This window comes from Sphingobium sp. 15-1 (assembly GCF_013375535.1).
GTDB lineage: Bacteria > Pseudomonadota > Alphaproteobacteria > Sphingomonadales > Sphingomonadaceae > Sphingobium > Sphingobium aromaticivastans.
On sequence record NZ_JABXJG010000002.1, the window covers coordinates 368,644 to 385,985 of the forward strand.

The window sequence follows — 17,342 nt, forward strand, 5'->3', positions numbered from 1 at the left end:
AGGGGGCCATAGCCATAATCCGGCCGGGACGAGGAACGAAGAGGAAGAATGACGAACAAGGTCTACAGGGATTCAGCCTCGGCGCTGACCGGCCTGCTGCGGGACGGCATGACGATCATATCCGGCGGATTCGGCATATGCGGCATTCCGGACTCGCTGCTCGCCGCCATCGAGGATTCCGGCGTCAGGGATCTGACGATCGTCACGAACAATCCGGGGCTGGACGGCATGGGCGTCGGCCGGCTGGTGAATTCCCGCCAGGTCAGGAAGCTCATCGCCTCCTATGCCGGGGAGAATGCGACCTTTGCGAAACAATATCTCGCGGGGGAAGTCGAGCTGGAATATTGCCCGCAGGGTTCGCTGGTCGAGCGCATCCGGGCAGGCGGTTCGGGCATTCCCGCCTTCTACACGCCGACCGGCGTCGGCACGCAGGTGGCCGAAGGCAAGGAAACGCGCATCTTCGAAGGGCGCGAATATCTGCTGGAGCGCGGGATATTCGGTGATCTGGCCGTGATCCATGCCTGGAAGGGCGATAGCGAGGGCAATCTGGTCTACCGGATGACCGCGCGGAACTTCAATCCCGTGATGGCCACGGCGGCGAAGGTGACGGTCGCGGAAGTCGAACATCTCGTGGAGCCGGGAGAGATCGACCCCGATCACATCGTCACCCCCGGAATCTTCGTCAAGCGCATGGTGCAAGTGCCCGATCCCTTCAAGCACATCGAAAAGCGCACCGTCCGCCAACGCGCCTGAGAGGAAGAACATGCCCTGGAATCGCGAACAAATAGCAGCCCGAGCCGCCCAGGAACTGAAAGACGGATTTTACGTCAATCTGGGCATCGGCATTCCCACGCTGGTCGCCAACATGATCCCGGAAGGCGTGTCGATCCAGCTTCATTCGGAAAACGGCATGCTCGGCATGGGGCCCTTTCCCTATGCGGGCGAGGAGGATGCCGACCTTATCAATGCGGGCAAGGAGACGGTCACGAAGATTCCGACCACGTCCTTTTTCGACAGCGCGATGAGCTTTGGCATGATGCGCGGCGGCCATATCGACATCTCGATCCTGGGCGGCCTGCAAGTGTCGGAGAAGGGCGACCTCGCCAACTGGACGATCCCCGGCAAGATGGTGAAGGGCATGGGCGGCGCGATGGACCTGGTTGCCGGCGTGCCGCGCATCGTCGTCGTGATGGAGCATGAGGCGAAGGGCCAGTCCCGGATCGTCAGCGAATGCACATTGCCGCTGACGGGCAGGCAGGTGGTGGACCTGGTCATCACCGATCTCGCCGTGTTCGAGGTCGATCCCGCGCAGACGCCGTCGCTGAAGTTGATCGAACTGGCGCCCGGCGTTTCCGCCGGAGAGGTCAGGCAGAAGACCGGCGCGGCTTATGTCGAGGCCCTGAACTGAACGCCACGCCGGACCGGCGCCGATCCGCCATGTCGCGGAACTGAAAAGACAAGGATGAGGAACGATGGAAGCTGTAATCGTTGGATGGGGACATTCGAAATTCGGCCGCTTCGACGCGCTCGGCCTGGAGGATCTCATCCATTCGGTCGCCAGAGAGGCGATGGAATCGGCGGGAATTGAAGGCAAGCATGTCGACGCCGTATGGCTGGGGCATTTCAACTCCGGTCTTGTGCCCGACACATTCTGCTCGTCCATGGTGCTGAGCGCGGACCCCGGCCTGCGGTTCAAGCCCGCCAATCGCTGCGAAAATGCCTGCGCGACGGGTTCGGCCGCCGTCTATGCCGCCATCGACGCGATCCGCAGCGGCCGCGTGCGGGTGGCGCTGGTCGTCGGCGCGGAGAAGATGACCCATCAGAGCACCGCCGGGGTCACGCGCGCGCTGGCTGGCGCCAGCTATCAGAAGGACGAGGCGCATGTCAGCTTTCCGGAAGTGTTCGCCCGCTATGCGCATGCCTATGCCCAACATCATGGCGACCCTGTCGAGGCGATGGCGCATATCGCGGTGAAGAACCATGAAAACGCGCTGCGCAACCCCCTTGCCCAGATGCACCGTCCGCTGGCGCTGGACTATTGCCTCGCTCCGTCAGAGAAGAATCCGATAATCGCGCCGCCGCTCAAGGTCACGGACTGTTCGCTGATCTCGGACGGCGCGGCGGCGCTGATCATCGTGTCCGACGACATGCTGTCCGATTTTCCGAAGGCCGCCCGCTTCCGCGCCTGGCAACAGGTCAACGACTATCTGCCGATGGCGGCGAAGAACCCCATCGCCTTCGCCGGGCCCAGCCGGGCGATCGCGCAGGCCTATCGGCAGGCGGGGGTCACGGTGGACGACATCAGCCTTGCCGAAGTGCATGACTGCTTCACCATTGCCGAGTTGATGATGGTCGAGGCGCTTGGCCTCACCCAGCCCGGCAAGGCGCGCGAAGCGGTGATCGAAGGGCAGACGCGGCGGGACGGCAAGCTGCCGGTCAATCTTTCCGGCGGGCTGAAGGCGAAGGGGCATCCGGTGGGCGCGACCGGCGTGTCGATGCTCGTCACGGCGGCGCGGCAGGTGCTGGGCGAAGCGGGCGACATGCAACTGCCCGGCGCATCGCTGGCGTTGACCGCCAATATGGGGGGAGACGCGGTCGCCAGCTATGTCTCCATCGTGGAAGCGGTCAAGAACTGACGCCGTCCGGGCATGATGACGAAAGCGATAACCTGCATCGAAGACCTGCGGCTTCTCGCGAAACGGCGCGTGCCGCGCATGTTCTATGACTATGCCGATTCCGGTTCCTGGACCGAAAGCACCTACCGGGCGAACAGCCGCGATTTCGAGGCGGTCAAGCTGCGGCAGCGCGTCGCGGTCGACATGACCGATCGCTCGCTCGCGACCACGCTTGCCGGGCATGACGCCGCCATGCCGGTGGCGGTCGCGCCGGTGGGCATGCTGGGCATGCAACATCCCGACGGCGAGATACTCGCGGCGCGGGCGGCGGCGAAGGCGGGCGTGCCCTTCACCCTCTCCACCATGAGCAACTGTTCGATAGAGGATGTCGCCCGGCGGAGCGAGCGGCCCTTCTGGTTCCAGATCTATGTGATGCGCGACCGGGCGTTCAGCGACCGGTTGATCGACCGGGCGAAGGCGGCAGGCTGCTCGGCGCTGGTGCTGACCCTGGACTTGCAGATTCTGGGGCAGCGCCACAAGGATATTCGCAACGGCCTCAGCACGCCGCCCAGGCCGACATTGGCCAACCTGCTCAATCTTGCGGGCAAGCCGCGCTGGTGCTGGAACATGGCGCGCACGCCGCGCCGATCGTTCGGGAATATTGCAGGCCATGTCGAGGGTGTCGCGAATATGGGTTCCCTGTCCTCCTGGACCGCATCGCAATTTGATCCCCGCCTGAGCTGGGACGATGTGAAGCGGTTCCAGGACAGGTGGCAGGGCAAGCTGATATTGAAGGGCATCCTCGACCCGGAAGATGCGGACAATGCCGCAAGGACCGGAGCGGAGGCGATCGTCGTCTCCAACCATGGCGGCAGGCAATTGGATGGCGCGCCTTCGTCGATTTCCGCCCTGCCCGCCATCGTGGACGCCGTGGGGGACAGGATCGAGGTGCTGATGGACGGCGGCATCCGGTCCGGACAGGACATCATCAAGGCCATTGCCCTTGGCGCCAGGGGTGTCCTGCTCGGCCGCTCCATCGCCTATGGGCTGGGCGCGCTGGGCGAAAAGGGAGTGACGCTCGCGCTCGACATTCTCCGCAAGGAACTGGACACGACCATGGCGCTCTGCGGGCTGCGCGACATCAAGGACGTCGACGCGCGCATCCTTGCCGCTTCCCGGCTTCAGCCCGAGTTTGCAAGGCGGTGACCGGGACTCGTCCGAAAGGCATTTCAAGGGGTTCGATCCATGGCGCCGGACGTCCGGGCGATGCCGCTGCGGCGACGCCCAGCCCTTTCCTGTTCGTCATGGTGGGCGTCAGCATCGCACTGTTCGCATCCAATCTCTATTATGCGCAGCCGCTGCTCACGACGATCGCCAGCGACCTGAAACTCGCGCCCGGATGGGCGGGCAGCGTCGTCAGCGCCAGCCAGATCGGCTATGGATTGGGGCTGTTGATGCTGGCGCCGATGGCCGACGCGGTGGAGAACAAGCGCCTTGTCCTCACATGCTGGCTCTTCACCCTCATCGGCATCGTCGGCATCGCGACCGCCCGCTCGGCGGCTGCCTTCCTGTTCTTCGCGCTGGTCGTCGGGATCTTTTCCAGCGGGGCGCAGATATTGGTGCCCTATCTTTCGCACCTGATCCCCGAAGCCCGCCGGGGGCGCGTCGTCGGCGCGATCATGGCGGGCGTCCTGCTGGCCGTCATGCTCGCCCGGCCGTTCGCCCTCTTCGTGGCTGCCGCGTTCGGCTGGCGCGCGGTATATTGCTTCTCGGCGCTGGCGATGCTGGGTGTCGGCCTGGGCCTGTGGCGGACGATGCCCGTCAGGAGGCCGGAGCGCATCCCTTATCACCAAACCTTCCTCTCCCTGCGCAGCCTTTTCGCCAATGAGAGGAAGGTGCGGCGCAGGACCGCATATCAGGCGTTGCTATTTGCCTCTTTCACGATGTTCTGGGCGGTGGTCCCCATGGTCCTTGCCGATCTTTTCGCTTTCAGCCAAACGCGGATCGGACTGTTCGCCCTTGTCGGCGCGGGGGGCGTATTGGCCGCGCCGCTCGCCGGGCGCGTTTCCGACAATGGATCGACAAGGGCGGGAACCGCGACCGCCAGCCTGCTCATCGTCGCGGCGTTCGCCTTGTCGATCCAGGCGGTGGAGATGCGGATAATGCTGGCGTTGATCGCGGCGGCGGTCGTCATCGACGCGTCGATACAAATGGCGCAGGTGCTGAGCCGCATGGTGGTGCTGGAGGTCAACTCGCATATCAGGGGCCGCGTCAACGCGGTCTATATGACGATCGTCTATCTGTCCGGAGCGGCTGGCTCCATGCTGGGCGTGTCGCTCTATGGCAGCTTCGGCTGGAACGTCGTCGCGGCCCTGGGCGCCATCGCCGGATTATGCGTTCTGACCGGCACGATGAAGGAGAAAGCAGATGCCGACGACCGGCGCAGCCTGTAGCGAAAACCCCCTTTCCCCGCATGTTCCACTTGTCGACACGCACCATCATTTCTGGGGAGAAGGGCATTTCGGCGCGGCCCGCTTCGGTTCGTTCCTTCCCGAAGATTTCATCGCCACCGTCAGCGGCAGCGGCCACAGCCTTGCCGCCACCATCTATGTCGATTGCGGCTGGGCCTTCCGCGACAGCGGGCCGGAGCATCTGCGCTGCGTGGGCGAAACGGATTATGTCGAGGCGGTCGCCAAGGCATTCGCCGCGACGGATGGCCCGGTCGGCCAACTATGCGCGGGCATTGTCGGGCGAGCCGACCTCATGCGGGGCGACGCCGTCGCAGACGTGCTGGAAGCGCATCTGGAGGCGTCGCCAAGCCGGTTCCGGGGCATAAGAGAGCTGGTCGCCTATGATCCCGATGCCTATCAGGCGCTCGGCATTCCGCCCGGAAAACTGCTGGATAGCCGCTTCCGCGCCGGTTTCGGGCGGCTTGCGCCCTTGGGTTTGAGCTGCGACCTGCTGTGCGCCCATGGCATGCTGGACGATGTCGTCGATCTGGCCCGCGCCTTTCCGGACACATCGATCATCCTCGATCATCTCGCCGGGCCGATCGGCATAGGCCGGTTCAGCGGCAAGCGGCAGGAGGTGCTGGCGGACTGGCGGACCAAGATCGAAGCCCTGGCCCGCTTTCCCAACATCTCCATCAAACTCAGCGGATTGGGAGCGGACGTCATGGGCTTCGGCTGGCACCATGGCGGCAGCGCCCCGGATAGCGCGACCATTGCCGACGCCATAGCCCCCTACGTCCATGCCGCGGTGGACGCTTTCTCCCCGGCGCGCTGCATGTTTGGCAGCAATTTCCCGGTCGACCGCCAATCCTTCGGCTATGGCGTGATGTGGAACGCCTTCAAGCGCGCAGCGGCCCGCTATTCCACCGAGGAGCAGGGGCAGCTCTTCCTCGGCGCGGCGGCGCGCATTTATCGCCTGGCGCTTTAAGGGCAAGGAAAGAGCCTGGAGTTGAATACACTCCAGGCTCCTGCTGATCGCGACTTTGTTTGCTACGGCATCCTTTTTGCGCACGATGCTCTAGGGTATGTGGGGATTCAGTCCACGGCGGGCTGCAAATGGCGGCTTTCTGCGCTTCCAGTGCTCACGTACTTTGAGTACGCTGCGCGCCGGTTCTCGAAATCCACCATTTTCGCTCCACCCTGAACTGAATCCCCACACATCCTAATAGCTCAGCTTCGTCTCGCTGTGCTGAAGCCGCGGCGACTCCGCGAAATATTCACCGACATTGCTCCGCCATGCGGCAAATGCGGGTGAATTCCGGAAAATCTCCATATGATGGGCCAGCGTCTCCCATTTTATCAACAGCACGAAGACCAGCGGATCTTCGATCTGATGATGAAGCTCAAGGCTGATGAATCCCGGAGCAGTCTTGAACACCTCTTCCGACGCCTTGACTCCTTTCATGAAATCATCGGCGGTTCCCGGTTTGACCTTGAATTCCACAATCTCTGTAATCATCCGTTCAACCTTTCCCGGCGACTATGCCGCTCCCTTTTCCTGCATCATAATGGAGGAAGCCGGGCCGTCACTCCAGCTCGAAATTCCGCCCGAAATCTTGCGGCGGTTCCCCGCCCCAAAGCGTAAATCTGTCGCCCCGGCCATAATCCTTCGCCTGCCAATCGCAATCCGCGGGGATATAGTCCATGTCGGCGGAATATTCGCTATGGCTGCCCCAAGGATCGGTGGCGTAGTAGAAATAATTCGACCCCACCACATGCCGACCCAGACCCCAGCCCTTGTCATATCCGCTGTCCTGCATCTGCTCCGCGCCCAGGCCGACATCGTTGATCGATCCCACATCCCAGCTACAATGGTGAAAGCCGGAGCCGCCGGACTTCACAAAGGCGAACATATGATGCTCGCTGCCGTGCGGACCATGCAGGAAAGCGCAAAAGTCGCCCGATCGATCGGAAAGCCGCATGCCGAGCACCCTGGTATAGAAATCGATCTTGTTCCCGACATCGGTCGTGTAGATCGCCACATGGCTGAGCCGCCGCGGCTTCACGCGCGCGACATCCCTGCGCGACGGACAGACAGCCACGCCCGCCGGACCCGAAATATCGTCCTTGCCGAATAGCGACTTTCCCGTGGGGGCCGATCTTGGCCGGACGGCGACCTCCACCCTATTGCCATCCTCATCATGAAACCAGACGCCATGGCTTTCGCCGCCGGGCGGCGGCGCGATGAGCGGGATGTTCAACTGCTTGAGCCGGTTTCGGAATCCGTCCAGATCATCCTCATAAATCCCGAAGGACAGATGGTCGAACTTCTTCCGCCTGCCTTCGCGCAGCAAACCCCAGCGATGCGGATTCCCGAAAGTATAAAGGCCCAGCGCATCGCCCTCGGCACGGACATCCAGGCCGAAAGCCTCATAAAATGCCGCCGCCTCGGCAAGATCGGGAACGGTGAGGGCGAAATGGTCCATGGAATGGACACCCAGGACGTTGGACCGGCGCTGCTCCACCGTGATGGATGACTGCTCATTCATATGTCTGCCCTCATCCTGTTCGTCTCAGCGCCGCGCCCATCCCCGGGGTCGCATCGTCTCGCTCCGTCACGCTGATTTTCGCCAACTGGTTTGGGCTGTCTATAATTGGCGGGGCATGAAGGTCAGATGATGATTTGTCGTTGGCGATACCCAAAACTGGCCGTTGCTCTTATGCCATGCGTCCTGGAGTAGCGCTGACGCCAGCGCGACACCCGACGATCGCTGCGCCCCATGACGCGCCGGGGTCGAAATTCGGGGAGGCGATCGGACAGCCTCCCCCACTGACATTCCGGCTCAGGCGACGGCGAAACCGCCGATTATGTGGTTCCCTTCCTTCGGCACGATCGATGACTGGATCGCCGTACCGCAGCCGGGGCACACATGCTGGAGGAACACGACCTCCTCATCCACGAAATGCTTCGGGTCCGACCGGACGATGGGACCAGCCAGACTCGACGGCCCTTCCACGATACCCAGATGGAGGATCTGGTCCGGCCCGCTCAGCGCCTGACCGCAATGCCGGCAGCAGATGTGAACCGCCGCATCGCTGCCCACGAGCGTGAGATTGTCGTCGATGGGCCGCCCTTCTTCTTCGGCGCGTCCGTCTAGCACCGTGCCCAGCTTCATGTCGCGCAGGCGGGCCGTCTTCATCTCGGCGCGCAGAACGGCGCTCGCGGCACGGTCGACGGAACCGCCATCGTCCGTGACGACGCCATAGACCTCCCGCGCCGCCCTCGAACTGATCAGGCCGTCTTGCAAATCCTGCTCCACCAGCCCGACATCGCGCAGGACCGGATCGCCATAGCCTCCACCGCCCTGGCAGTTCATGTAGAGTACGTCGCCCGGCGCCAGCACGCTGGTGGCGAAGCATTGGGTCGCCTCCGCCTCGCCCGGCAATTCGGTGAAATCGCCGGGGATGACACCGCGCGCCAGCATCGCGTCGACGCCTGCCCCCTGCACGATCACGTCATGGCCCAGGCTGCCGGGATAGCCGCCCGCCAGACCGGGATTTTGCGACACCGCCTTCCCCGACGTCGACATGACCACATGCGCCGGCAGGGACGTGCCGTGGGGAGTCATGGCGACGGCGCAACTGGTGCCGCCGCGATGCCGCCCCGCACCGCCGGAATCGCGCTCCTCCCGCCGCCAGAGGACCAACAGCGGATAGAGCAGCTCTGTCACCTCCGCATCGGGCACGCGGCCCATGGGTATGCAGAAGCTGCCGCCGGTATTGATGCCGTCATGGGTCGGGCGCGCGCCATAGCCGCCCGCCACCGTTTCCATCACGACGTTGAGGAACGGCACAGGCTGTTCCGGCCGCTCATCCACCCCCGCGACGCATGCGAAGTCGAACGTGCCGCAACAGCTTGCCTGCACATTGTCGCGAAACTCGATCTGGCGATCCAGCATCTGCGACAGGCATTGCGCCACCAGATTGCCGATCATCCAGCCCGTGCCCAGCGGAGCCCGGTTGATCGCGGCCGGGAATTTGGCGTTGACCAGCGTACCCTCCGGCGCGACGATGTCGAAGCAGCGCATCAGGCCGCTCGCGGACCAGGGAATGTCCCCGCACAATATCGGCAGGAAGGCAAGCATGATCCCGCCGCGGCAGCCGCCCAAGGTGCAACTGATCACGCCTGCCTGCGGATCGGTGCCGGTGAAGTCGAACAGCAGCCCGTCGCCGGTCTTCGTCATGGAAAGCACGACCTTGTGCGTCGCGCGGTCGCCCGCAAAGGCCTGGTCCTGATAGCCGGTCGCGGTCCATGTGCCGTCCGGCAGCGACAGCAGCTTGTGGCGCAGGCGATGCTCGGCGTCGTTCATCATCTTCTTCATGACGGCCTTGACGACATCGGGGCCATATTCCTCGATCACCGCCTTCAGCCGCTGCCGCCCGATCGTGTTGGCGCCGACCTTGGCGCGCAGGTCGAGGCCCACCACCATCGGCACGCGGGAACGGCGCACCCAGGCGTCGACGATGTCATGCTGCAGTTCGCCGCCGCGCATGACCTTGATCGGCGGCGTCGGCAGCGCTTCGGAGAAGACGTCCACGTCCCCGATCGGGGAGGAGCCGATCGCCGCGCCGCCCAGGTCCGGCTCATGGCAGACCGCGCTGGTCCAGCCGAAAAGCTGGCCGTCATGGAAGATCGGCTGGAAGACGACCGTGTCGTTCTGGTGCAGCCCGCCGCCGACCCAGGGATCGTTGGAAAGGAACATGTCGCCTTCCTCTATCCCCGGATTGACCGCCCGGTTCTGGAGCGTCCATGTCAGCGCCAGGTCGATCGCGCCGACCAGCATGGTGTTGTAGAGGCCGACCTGGACGAGCTGCCCGGCCTCGTCATTGATGGTGAAATCGAAATCATTGGCGTCGGTCACGATGGGCGAGCCCGACATGCGTTTCAGCGTCTCTCCCATTTCGTCCGTGACCGACCAGAGCCGGTGGCGCACGACCTCATAGGTCAGGGGATCGAGATTATCGATCACCTCCTGACTGACGGTGTGGACCTTGAGCTTGCTCGGCAGGGAGCGGATCAGGGTTTCCGGGTCGACCGGACGGGTGGCGAAGGCTTCGGAACCGGGAATCATCCTGCGATGCTCCTCTTGGGCTGGAACTGGGTGACGTTGCTGCTGGTCTGGATGTTGAGCACGCCGATCTCGTCAATGTCGCCAACCATGCCGTCGGGCACGACGACGGAGGTGGTCGGCACCTGGATGACGGCCGGGCCGCTGATCCGATGCCCGGCGAGCAGCGCGTGATAATCGTAGATCGGCGTATCGACGAAGCCCTTGCTGCTGCTGAGGCAGACCGGACGCCGCTCCAGGATCGCGGGCGACGGATCGGACGACGCGGCGCGCGGAAGCGGTTCGAAGACCGGATTGGTCTCCAGCACGCCGCGCCCCCTGATGCGGAAGGTGATGGCGTGGATGCCAGCGCCCGCAAAGCCCGATCCTTCCCCGAACAGGCGCGCATAGCGCCGCTCGAAATCCTCGACGCTGGTCTCCAGCGCTTCGGTCGTGACCGATCCGGATGCCAGCGGCGTCGTGACCTCCTCCAGTTGCAGGCCGTAACGGATGTCGATCTCCCGGTGAAGGACGACGCGGCTCAATTCTATGCCCTGCCGCCCCATGGCCTGCATCACCTCCTCCTCCAGCAGCGCGAAATTCGCCTGGACGCGCCGCGGATCGAAAGGCGCGGTCATCGGGTCGGAATGCTCGCGGATCAGCACGATGTCGGACGACGCCAGCCCGAAGGCGGAAAAGGCCGAGGCGACCGGGCCGAGCGGCACGACGACGTTCGAAACGCCGATATGGGCGGAATAGGCGGCGCAATGGGCCGGTCCCGCGCCGCCAAAGGCATAGACGGTGAAGTTGCGGGGATCATAGCCGCTCTCCACGACGATCTTGCGCAGCAGGTCGCCGGTCTGCGCATTCTGCACGGCATGGATGGCGGCCGCCGCTTCCTCCACGCTCATGCCCAGCGGTTCGGCTATCCGGCGGCGTATGGCTTCGGCGGCCAGATCCTTGCGGATGGGCCGCAACCCGCCCAGCAGCCCGGTCTCGGGCAATATGCCGAGGATGAGGTTCGCGTCCGTGTTGGTCGGTTCCGTGCCGCCCGCGCCGTAGCAGGCGGGTCCGGGCACCGCCTGCGCGGACAGCGGGCCGACGCGCAGATTGCCGCCCCTGTCCAGCCAGGCGATGGCGCCGCCGCCCGATCCGATGGCGTCGACGCGCAGGGTCGGGACGTTGATGGGATATTGGTTGACGATGGTCTGCGCCGCCCGCACCGGCTCCCCGTCCGCGATGATGCCCGCCAGGAAGGTGGTGCCGCCGACGTCGGTGGCGATGACATTGCCATGGCCCAGCTTCTTCGCCAGTTGCGCGCAGCCCACGACGCCGCCGGTCAGCACGCCGCCGATGGTGGTGATGGCGGACGCCGCCGCCTCCGACGCGGCGATGGCGCCGCCCGCGCTCTGCATCACCAGCAGCGCGCCGCGCAGCCCCTTGTCGCGCAGCCTGCCTTCCAGATCGTCCAGATAGAGCTTCAGGCCCGGCCCGATCTGCGTGCTCATCACCGTGGTCGAATGGCGCGCGAATTCGCGGATGCGCGGACTGACCTCCGATGAAAGGGCGACGAACACGGACGGGTCCTGCTCATGCACCAGTTCGCGCAGGCGCCGTTCATGCGCGGGATTGCGGAACGACCAGAGCAGGGAGATCGCGATCGCCCCGACGCCCTCCGCCAATATCTCGCTGATGACGGTCCGTGCCTCTTCCTCGTCAAGCGGCACGATGGCGGTGCCCGCCCGGTCGACGCGCTCCGTCACTTCGCGCGCCAGCTTGCGCTCCACCAGCCCACGCGGCTTCGACTGGCCCATAATGTCCTGCAACTCATGCTGCGGCCGGCCGAGATAGCGGCCCTCCACATTCATGATGAAAATGGAGTCGCGATGCCCCTTGGTGGTGATGAAGCCGATGCTGGGCACCTTGCCCATGACCAGTGCATTCAACGAAGAGGTGGTGCCGTGCGCGATGTGATCGGTCTGCGCCAGCAGGTCGGGCACCGGCATGTCCAGCTCCGCCGCAAGCAGATCGATCGCGCTCAGCACCCCCTCGCTATAATCCGGCGGCGTCGAGGGCGTCTTGGCGGACACCATCGTTCCATCGGGTCGCAAGGCGACGGCGTCGGTGAACGTACCGCCGACGTCGATCCCAATAACATATCCCATTTCCTGCTCCTAGGTTGCGAACGGTCCGATCCGGTTGCCCGTTCGCGTTTGATTTCATTCCAGTGGTTCACGTCCGGCGCGCCGTCGGGCCGCCCCATGCCGGATGCGGGGCCTGTCGCCAGCATCCATGTCCCATCCTCCCGCCTCGGGCCTCCCTTCAGAACTGCGCGGCAACATGGCCCAGACCCTGGAAAGAGGCTGAAAAGCGCGATCCGGGCGCGGCGGCATGGGCCTTGGTAAGACCCCCGGACATGATGATCTGGCCCGCCTCAATGGACGATCCGGACGCGGCCAATGCATTGGCGAGCCACGCGACCGCGAGCACCGGATCGCCCAGCGCGTCCCGTCCCGCTCCGGCGTCGATGGCGCGGCCGTCGCATTCAAGCGTGACGACGACATCCCGGAGATCCCCGACCTCCTCCCGCGCCACGGCATCGCCCAACACGAAGCGGGCCGCCGAACTGTTGTCGGCTATGTTGTCGGCCGCCTTGAACCGGTAGCTGAGATAGCGCGTGTCGACGACCTCCAGCGAAGCGATAACCGCCGCCACGGCATCCCAGGCCTGATTGCGATCCACGCCGGGCCCGGCGAGATTCCGTCCCATCAGGAAGCTGATTTCGGGTTCGACAAGCGGATGGATCAGCGCGTCCGCGGCGACGATGGTCTCCCCATAACCGCCGCTGCCTTCGAGCAGGACGCCATGATTGGGTTCTTCGACCCCCATCTGGGCGCGCATGGCTGCGCTGGTATAGCCCAGCTTGTATCCGACGGTCGCCCGCCCCAGCGCCGCCGTCCGCATGGCCGCGATCCGATAGGCTTCCGCCGTGGAAAGATCGGGCATCGCGTCAGTCAGCGGCGCTATGGGGCGGCCGTTCCTTTCGGCGGCGGCGAGGGCGTCGGCCGCCTGCCGCAGCAACGCGTCCCGCTCCGTCGCGAAGCTAGCGGTCCGCCTATCCATCGCGCCTTGCATATCCTGATCCTTCATGTGAATTGGGCGACGCAGGAGCCGAGGGTCCGGCCGTCCGAACTCAAGACCATTTCGAAACGGTCGCCCTGCTGCGCCGGCGCGAGCGGCACCAGCGAGCCGGAGAGGATGACGTCCCCCGCATCCAGCGTCACGCCATAACCGCCCAGCGTGTTCGCCAGCCACGCAACCGCCTGCGCGGGATCGCCCTGGACGGCATGGCCATAGCCTTCGGACAGATATTCGCCATTTTTGGTGACGGTGACGAAAAGACCGGGCAGGTCCAACCCGGCGGGATCGATCCGCTCCTCCCCCAGCAGGTAGACGCCGCAGGAGGCATTGTCGGCCACCGTGTCGATGATCGAAATCCGCCAATCGTCTATCCGGCTGTCGACGATCTCGAAACAGGGGGCCACGCTTCCAGTCGCGGCGACGACATCCGCCGCCGTCACGCCCGGCCCCTTGAGGCCGGTCTTCAGGATGAAGGCGATCTCAGCTTCGGCGCGAGGCGCGATCAGTTTCCTGCCGTCCATGTCGATCGCGCCCTCCACCAGCATCCCGTCGGTCAGAAAGCCGAAATCGGGCTGATGCACGCCCAGCATGTCCTGAACGGCCTTGCTGGTCACGCCGATCTTCTTGCCGACGACCTTTTCGCCGTCGGCCAGCCGCCGCGCCAGGAAATCCAGGCTGATCGCATAGGCGTCGTCGATGGAAAGGGCGGGCGAACGGTCGATCAGCGGGGAAATAGTGCGGCGCCCGCGCAACGCCTCGAACAGCAGCCTGCCATGTTCGGCCAGTTCGGCGCGGTCGGCGCCTGTGGATGCTCTATCGTTCATGATTGCTCTCATGCACTGGAGTTGTCGGAGGACCGATTTTCCTCCGCGGCGATTTTTTCGTCCAACGCGGACAGCAGCACCATCAACTGCCGGAACACCTTGCGCAGATCGGGACCGTCCCCGAATTCCCACGCAAAGAAGGCGCCGTCGATCAGCGAGCGTCCGAATTCGGCATATTCCTCAGCGACCAGTCGGGCGACGGTCGAACCTCTGCTGGCAAACTGGCGCTGGAGCATCGCCTGCCACCACAGCCGCGCCGAATTGCGGACGTCGATGATGACCTTGCGCACCTCTTCGGGCATGTCCTTGCGCTCCAGCCCGAGCAAAAGGATGAAACGCATCATCAGCGGATCGTCCTGCAACGCGTTGCCGACCTGCTCCGCAATCTCGTCGATCGTGCCTTCCGACCAGTCGTTATTCCGCTGCCCCTGGGCGAATTTCCCGAAGAAACGGTCCGCCTTCCAGTGGACCACCTCCGCGAAGAGATTTTCCTTGCTGTCGAAATGCCAGTAGAGCGAGCTGGCCGGGCATCCCGCCGCCTTGCAGATCATGGAGATGGAGGTGCCGGAAAAGCCCTTGGTGGCCATGATCCGCGCCGCCGCTTCCAGGATCGCCTGGCGCGAATCCATATCCCCTGCCGCACCGGCGTCCGATGTTCTTTTCCTGGCCTTGTTCATGCGCCTCACTCCCTTGCGATACTGGGTCTTGAGGGGGACGACCTTCTGCCCGTCATGATCAGCCATGCCGATCATTCCGGAAGAAGGTGCCCCACCCGATGGCGGGATATTGCCGCATGGCGGCGGCGAAACCAATGGCGCGCGCCAGCCCGCGACAATGCCGGTCCGCCTGCGCATGGCGCGCAATCAGCATGAGCCCCGCCATCTTTCCACCGTCATTCCGTTTCCTTTCATTCAATAATCGAAGGCCAGAGTCAGGCCGTAGGTGCGCGGCGGCTTGACGAAGCCGACGACCGGCGAGCCCAGCAGCGTCGTCGCCACCTGCCCCGACGACCGGATCGTCTTGTTGCCGATGTTGCGGATGAAGCCGGTCAGCCGGAACCCGTTTTCGGCGCGGTAGGTCACATAGGCATTTTGCTGGTTATAGGGCGCCTGGGAAACCACATCGCGGTTGAACGGGCTGAAATAGATCCGGTCCGACCAATAGCTTTCCCCCCGCACCGTCAGCGAACCGGACGGCAGGTCGAAACTATATTGGGCCGACAGGTCGATCGTGTAATTGGGCGCCTGCGGCAAGGAATTGCCCGACAGGTCGAAGGCGGGAACGCCATTGTCGTCGACCGTCACGCCATCCCCGGCGGGCCGCGCCTGATCGGCGGTGACATAGCGGGTGAAGCGGGCATGCAGGTAGCTCGCATTCAACTGAAGCTGAAGGTTGCGGACAGGCTCCAACGTGAATTCGCCCTCCACGCCATAGATTTCGGCGGCGGCGGCATTTTCCAGCACGACGAGCTGCCCCTGGACCTTGCCCACCTGCAAGTCCGAATAGTCATAATAAAAGGCCGAGAGATTGGCCCGGAGGCGCCCGTCCAGCAGCGTCGACTTGATGCCGGCCTCATAGGCATCGACCTTTTCGGGATCGAGCGCGGGGCCGCCCGAACCGAGATTGAACGTGCCCGCCTTGAACCCCTTCGAGAAAGACGCGTAGACCAGCGTCTGGGGCGCAAGGTCGAAATCGATCCCGATCTTGGGCGTGAAGGATTTGAAGGTCTTGCTGTCGTGATGCACCGGGACGCGCGGCTGGTTCGCGGGGTCGTAGAGGCGATCGAAGTCGAAATCCGACTGATCGGCAACCCGCTTGCGTTCCCAGCTATAGCGGGCGCCCAGCGTGATGCGCAGCGCGTCCGTCACTGAATAGCTGTCCTGCGCGAAGGCGGCGGCGGCCTTCGTCTTCAGCCGCCCACCGGCGTAGAAGCCCTGCACGAACAGGTCCGGACCGCCCACCGTCAGCAGGCTGAGTGGCGCGGCCAACACGCCGTCGATGGTCTCGTCCATATAGAATGCGCCGACGACCAGCTTGTTGCGATCAGTGTCCCAGTTGAGCTGCAATTCCTGCGAATATTGATCGGACTTCTCCGCCAAGTCGAGCGGGAAGAGGTCGACGCCGAGCGGGTTGATGTCAGTCTTCAGATCGAATTTGCTGCTGCGATAGGCGGTCAGCGAACGCAGCGTCACCTCGTCGCTCAGCTCATAGGAAATGTCGGCGCGGCCGCCCCAGAATTCGGCCTTGGTCGACGGGTCGCGCACGCTCGCCACGTCGCGTTCGCTCTGCGGCGTCACCCCGCCCAGCAGGATGGCGGTCGGCGTCACCGGATCGCCGCTCGCCGTGAGACCGGCGGGTCCGAAATAATGATAAGTGTTCGACCGGTCGTCCGAATGATAATAATCCGCGCCCAGCAAGATGGTCAGCCGCTCATTGGGCTGGAACAGCAATTGCCCGCGCAGCGCCTGCGAATGTTTGGAATCGATGTCCGTGCCGGTCGTGATGTTGGTGCCGTACCCGGAATGATTCTGGATCTGGCCGGAAAGCCGCACGGCGACGGTGTCGGTCAACCCGCCGGACACATAGGCATCGGCGTTGATCGTGTCGTAGTTGCCGACCGTGATGCTGACGCCGCCCTTATGGTCGAAGGTCGGACGCTTCGTGATGATATTGACCGAACCGCCCGTCGCGTTGCGGCCATAGAGCGTGCCCTGCGGCCCGCGCAGCACCTCCACCCGCTCGACATCGTAGAAAGAGGCGAGCGCCGCCGCCGAGCGCGAGAAGAAGACGCCGTCCTGGTTGAAGGCGACGCTGCTTTCCGAACCCGTGGAGATATTGTCGACGCCGATGCCGCGCAGGGTCAGCCGGGCCTGCCCGATCTGTTCCGAAACGTTGAAGCCCGGCACGCTAGACACGATAGCGGTCAGGTCGGTCACGGCGCGCTGGGCAAGGGCGTCGCCGCTCACCGCAGACACGGCGATTGGGGCCTTTTGAAGAGACTCCGCCCGGCGCTGAGCCGTGACGACGATTTCGGCAAGGCCCGTCTGCTGGGCCGCCTGATCGGGCGCATCGGTCGAGGCGTCCTGCGCCACGGCCATCGAAGGCGCCATGGCGATGCTCATGGCCATCGCGGCGGCAGAGCAGATATTGGGAATCCTGGTCTTCATGCTATTCTCTCCCCAGTTTTTCATTATATTCGGCTTG

General features: G+C 64.2%; 15 protein-coding genes. 6 read left to right on the forward strand and 9 right to left on the reverse strand.

Translation table 11 applies throughout. The features are described 5' to 3' along the window. Window positions 1-48 precede the first annotated feature (48 nt). From HUK72_RS17950 to HUK72_RS17975, 6 genes are all read left to right on the forward strand, one after another. Window positions 49-753, forward strand: a complete 705-nt coding sequence (locus HUK72_RS17950; protein WP_176598160.1) for a CoA transferase subunit A — start codon at window positions 49-51, stop codon at window positions 751-753. Between the two features lie 10 nt (window positions 754-763). Continuing rightward, window positions 764-1,408 carry a 3-oxoacid CoA-transferase subunit B gene (locus HUK72_RS17955; RefSeq protein ID WP_176598161.1) on the forward strand — a complete coding sequence of 215 codons (645 nt, stop codon included), beginning with the start codon at window positions 764-766 and terminating at the stop codon, window positions 1,406-1,408. A 64-nt stretch (window positions 1,409-1,472) separates the two neighbouring features. Continuing rightward, window positions 1,473-2,636, forward strand: a complete 1,164-nt coding sequence (locus HUK72_RS17960) for a thiolase domain-containing protein (RefSeq protein WP_176598162.1) — start codon at window positions 1,473-1,475, stop codon at window positions 2,634-2,636. Between the two features lie 12 nt (window positions 2,637-2,648). Beyond that, window positions 2,649-3,821, forward strand: coding sequence for an alpha-hydroxy acid oxidase (locus HUK72_RS17965; protein ID WP_304413931.1), 1,173 nt, complete (start codon window positions 2,649-2,651; stop codon window positions 3,819-3,821). Beyond that, complete coding sequence (locus HUK72_RS17970; protein WP_176598163.1) at window positions 3,818-5,068, forward strand: MFS transporter; 1,251 nt, start codon at window positions 3,818-3,820, stop codon at window positions 5,066-5,068. Before HUK72_RS17965 ends, HUK72_RS17970 begins: the two co-directional genes overlap by 4 nt. Further along, window positions 5,043-6,053, forward strand: a complete 1,011-nt coding sequence (locus HUK72_RS17975; protein WP_176598164.1) for an amidohydrolase — start codon at window positions 5,043-5,045, stop codon at window positions 6,051-6,053. Before HUK72_RS17970 ends, HUK72_RS17975 begins: the two co-directional genes overlap by 26 nt. A gap of 234 nt (window positions 6,054-6,287) precedes the next feature. Here HUK72_RS17975 and HUK72_RS17980 read toward each other — a convergent pair whose 3' ends face one another. From HUK72_RS17980 to HUK72_RS18020, 9 genes are all read right to left on the reverse strand, one after another. Beyond that, on the reverse strand, window positions 6,288-6,584 hold the full coding sequence (locus HUK72_RS17980; RefSeq protein WP_255325856.1) for an antibiotic biosynthesis monooxygenase: 297 nt from the start codon (window positions 6,582-6,584) through the stop codon (window positions 6,288-6,290). 67 nt (window positions 6,585-6,651) lie between these two features. Then, window positions 6,652-7,614, reverse strand: coding sequence for a VOC family protein (locus HUK72_RS17985; RefSeq protein ID WP_176598166.1), 963 nt, complete (start codon window positions 7,612-7,614; stop codon window positions 6,652-6,654). A gap of 294 nt (window positions 7,615-7,908) precedes the next feature. Next, window positions 7,909-10,197 carry a hydantoinase B/oxoprolinase family protein gene (locus tag HUK72_RS17990; RefSeq protein ID WP_176598167.1) on the reverse strand — a complete coding sequence of 763 codons (2,289 nt, stop codon included), beginning with the start codon at window positions 10,195-10,197 and terminating at the stop codon, window positions 7,909-7,911. Beyond that, window positions 10,194-12,338 carry a hydantoinase/oxoprolinase family protein gene (locus HUK72_RS17995; RefSeq protein ID WP_176598168.1) on the reverse strand — a complete coding sequence of 715 codons (2,145 nt, stop codon included), beginning with the start codon at window positions 12,336-12,338 and terminating at the stop codon, window positions 10,194-10,196. Before HUK72_RS17995 ends, HUK72_RS17990 begins: the two co-directional genes overlap by 4 nt. 157 nt (window positions 12,339-12,495) lie before the next feature. Next, window positions 12,496-13,296 (reverse strand): 2-keto-4-pentenoate hydratase, encoded by an 801-nt coding sequence (locus tag HUK72_RS18000; RefSeq protein WP_176598169.1) that lies wholly within the window; start codon window positions 13,294-13,296, stop codon window positions 12,496-12,498. A 23-nt stretch (window positions 13,297-13,319) separates the two neighbouring features. Beyond that, window positions 13,320-14,138 carry a fumarylacetoacetate hydrolase family protein gene (locus HUK72_RS18005; RefSeq protein WP_176598170.1) on the reverse strand — a complete coding sequence of 273 codons (819 nt, stop codon included), beginning with the start codon at window positions 14,136-14,138 and terminating at the stop codon, window positions 13,320-13,322. Window positions 14,139-14,146: 8 nt separating this feature from the next. Then, the gene (locus tag HUK72_RS18010; RefSeq protein WP_176598171.1) at window positions 14,147-14,881 is read right to left on the reverse strand and encodes a TetR/AcrR family transcriptional regulator; all 735 of its coding nucleotides are present in this window, start codon (window positions 14,879-14,881) and stop codon (window positions 14,147-14,149) included. After that, window positions 14,874-15,020, reverse strand: a complete 147-nt coding sequence (locus tag HUK72_RS18015) for a hypothetical protein (protein ID WP_176598172.1) — start codon at window positions 15,018-15,020, stop codon at window positions 14,874-14,876. The genes HUK72_RS18010 and HUK72_RS18015 overlap by 8 nt, the downstream gene beginning before the upstream one ends. Window positions 15,021-15,049: 29 nt before the next feature. Beyond that, window positions 15,050-17,305 carry a TonB-dependent receptor gene (locus HUK72_RS18020; RefSeq protein ID WP_176598173.1) on the reverse strand — a complete coding sequence of 752 codons (2,256 nt, stop codon included), beginning with the start codon at window positions 17,303-17,305 and terminating at the stop codon, window positions 15,050-15,052. Between the last annotated feature and the right edge of the window lie 37 nt (window positions 17,306-17,342).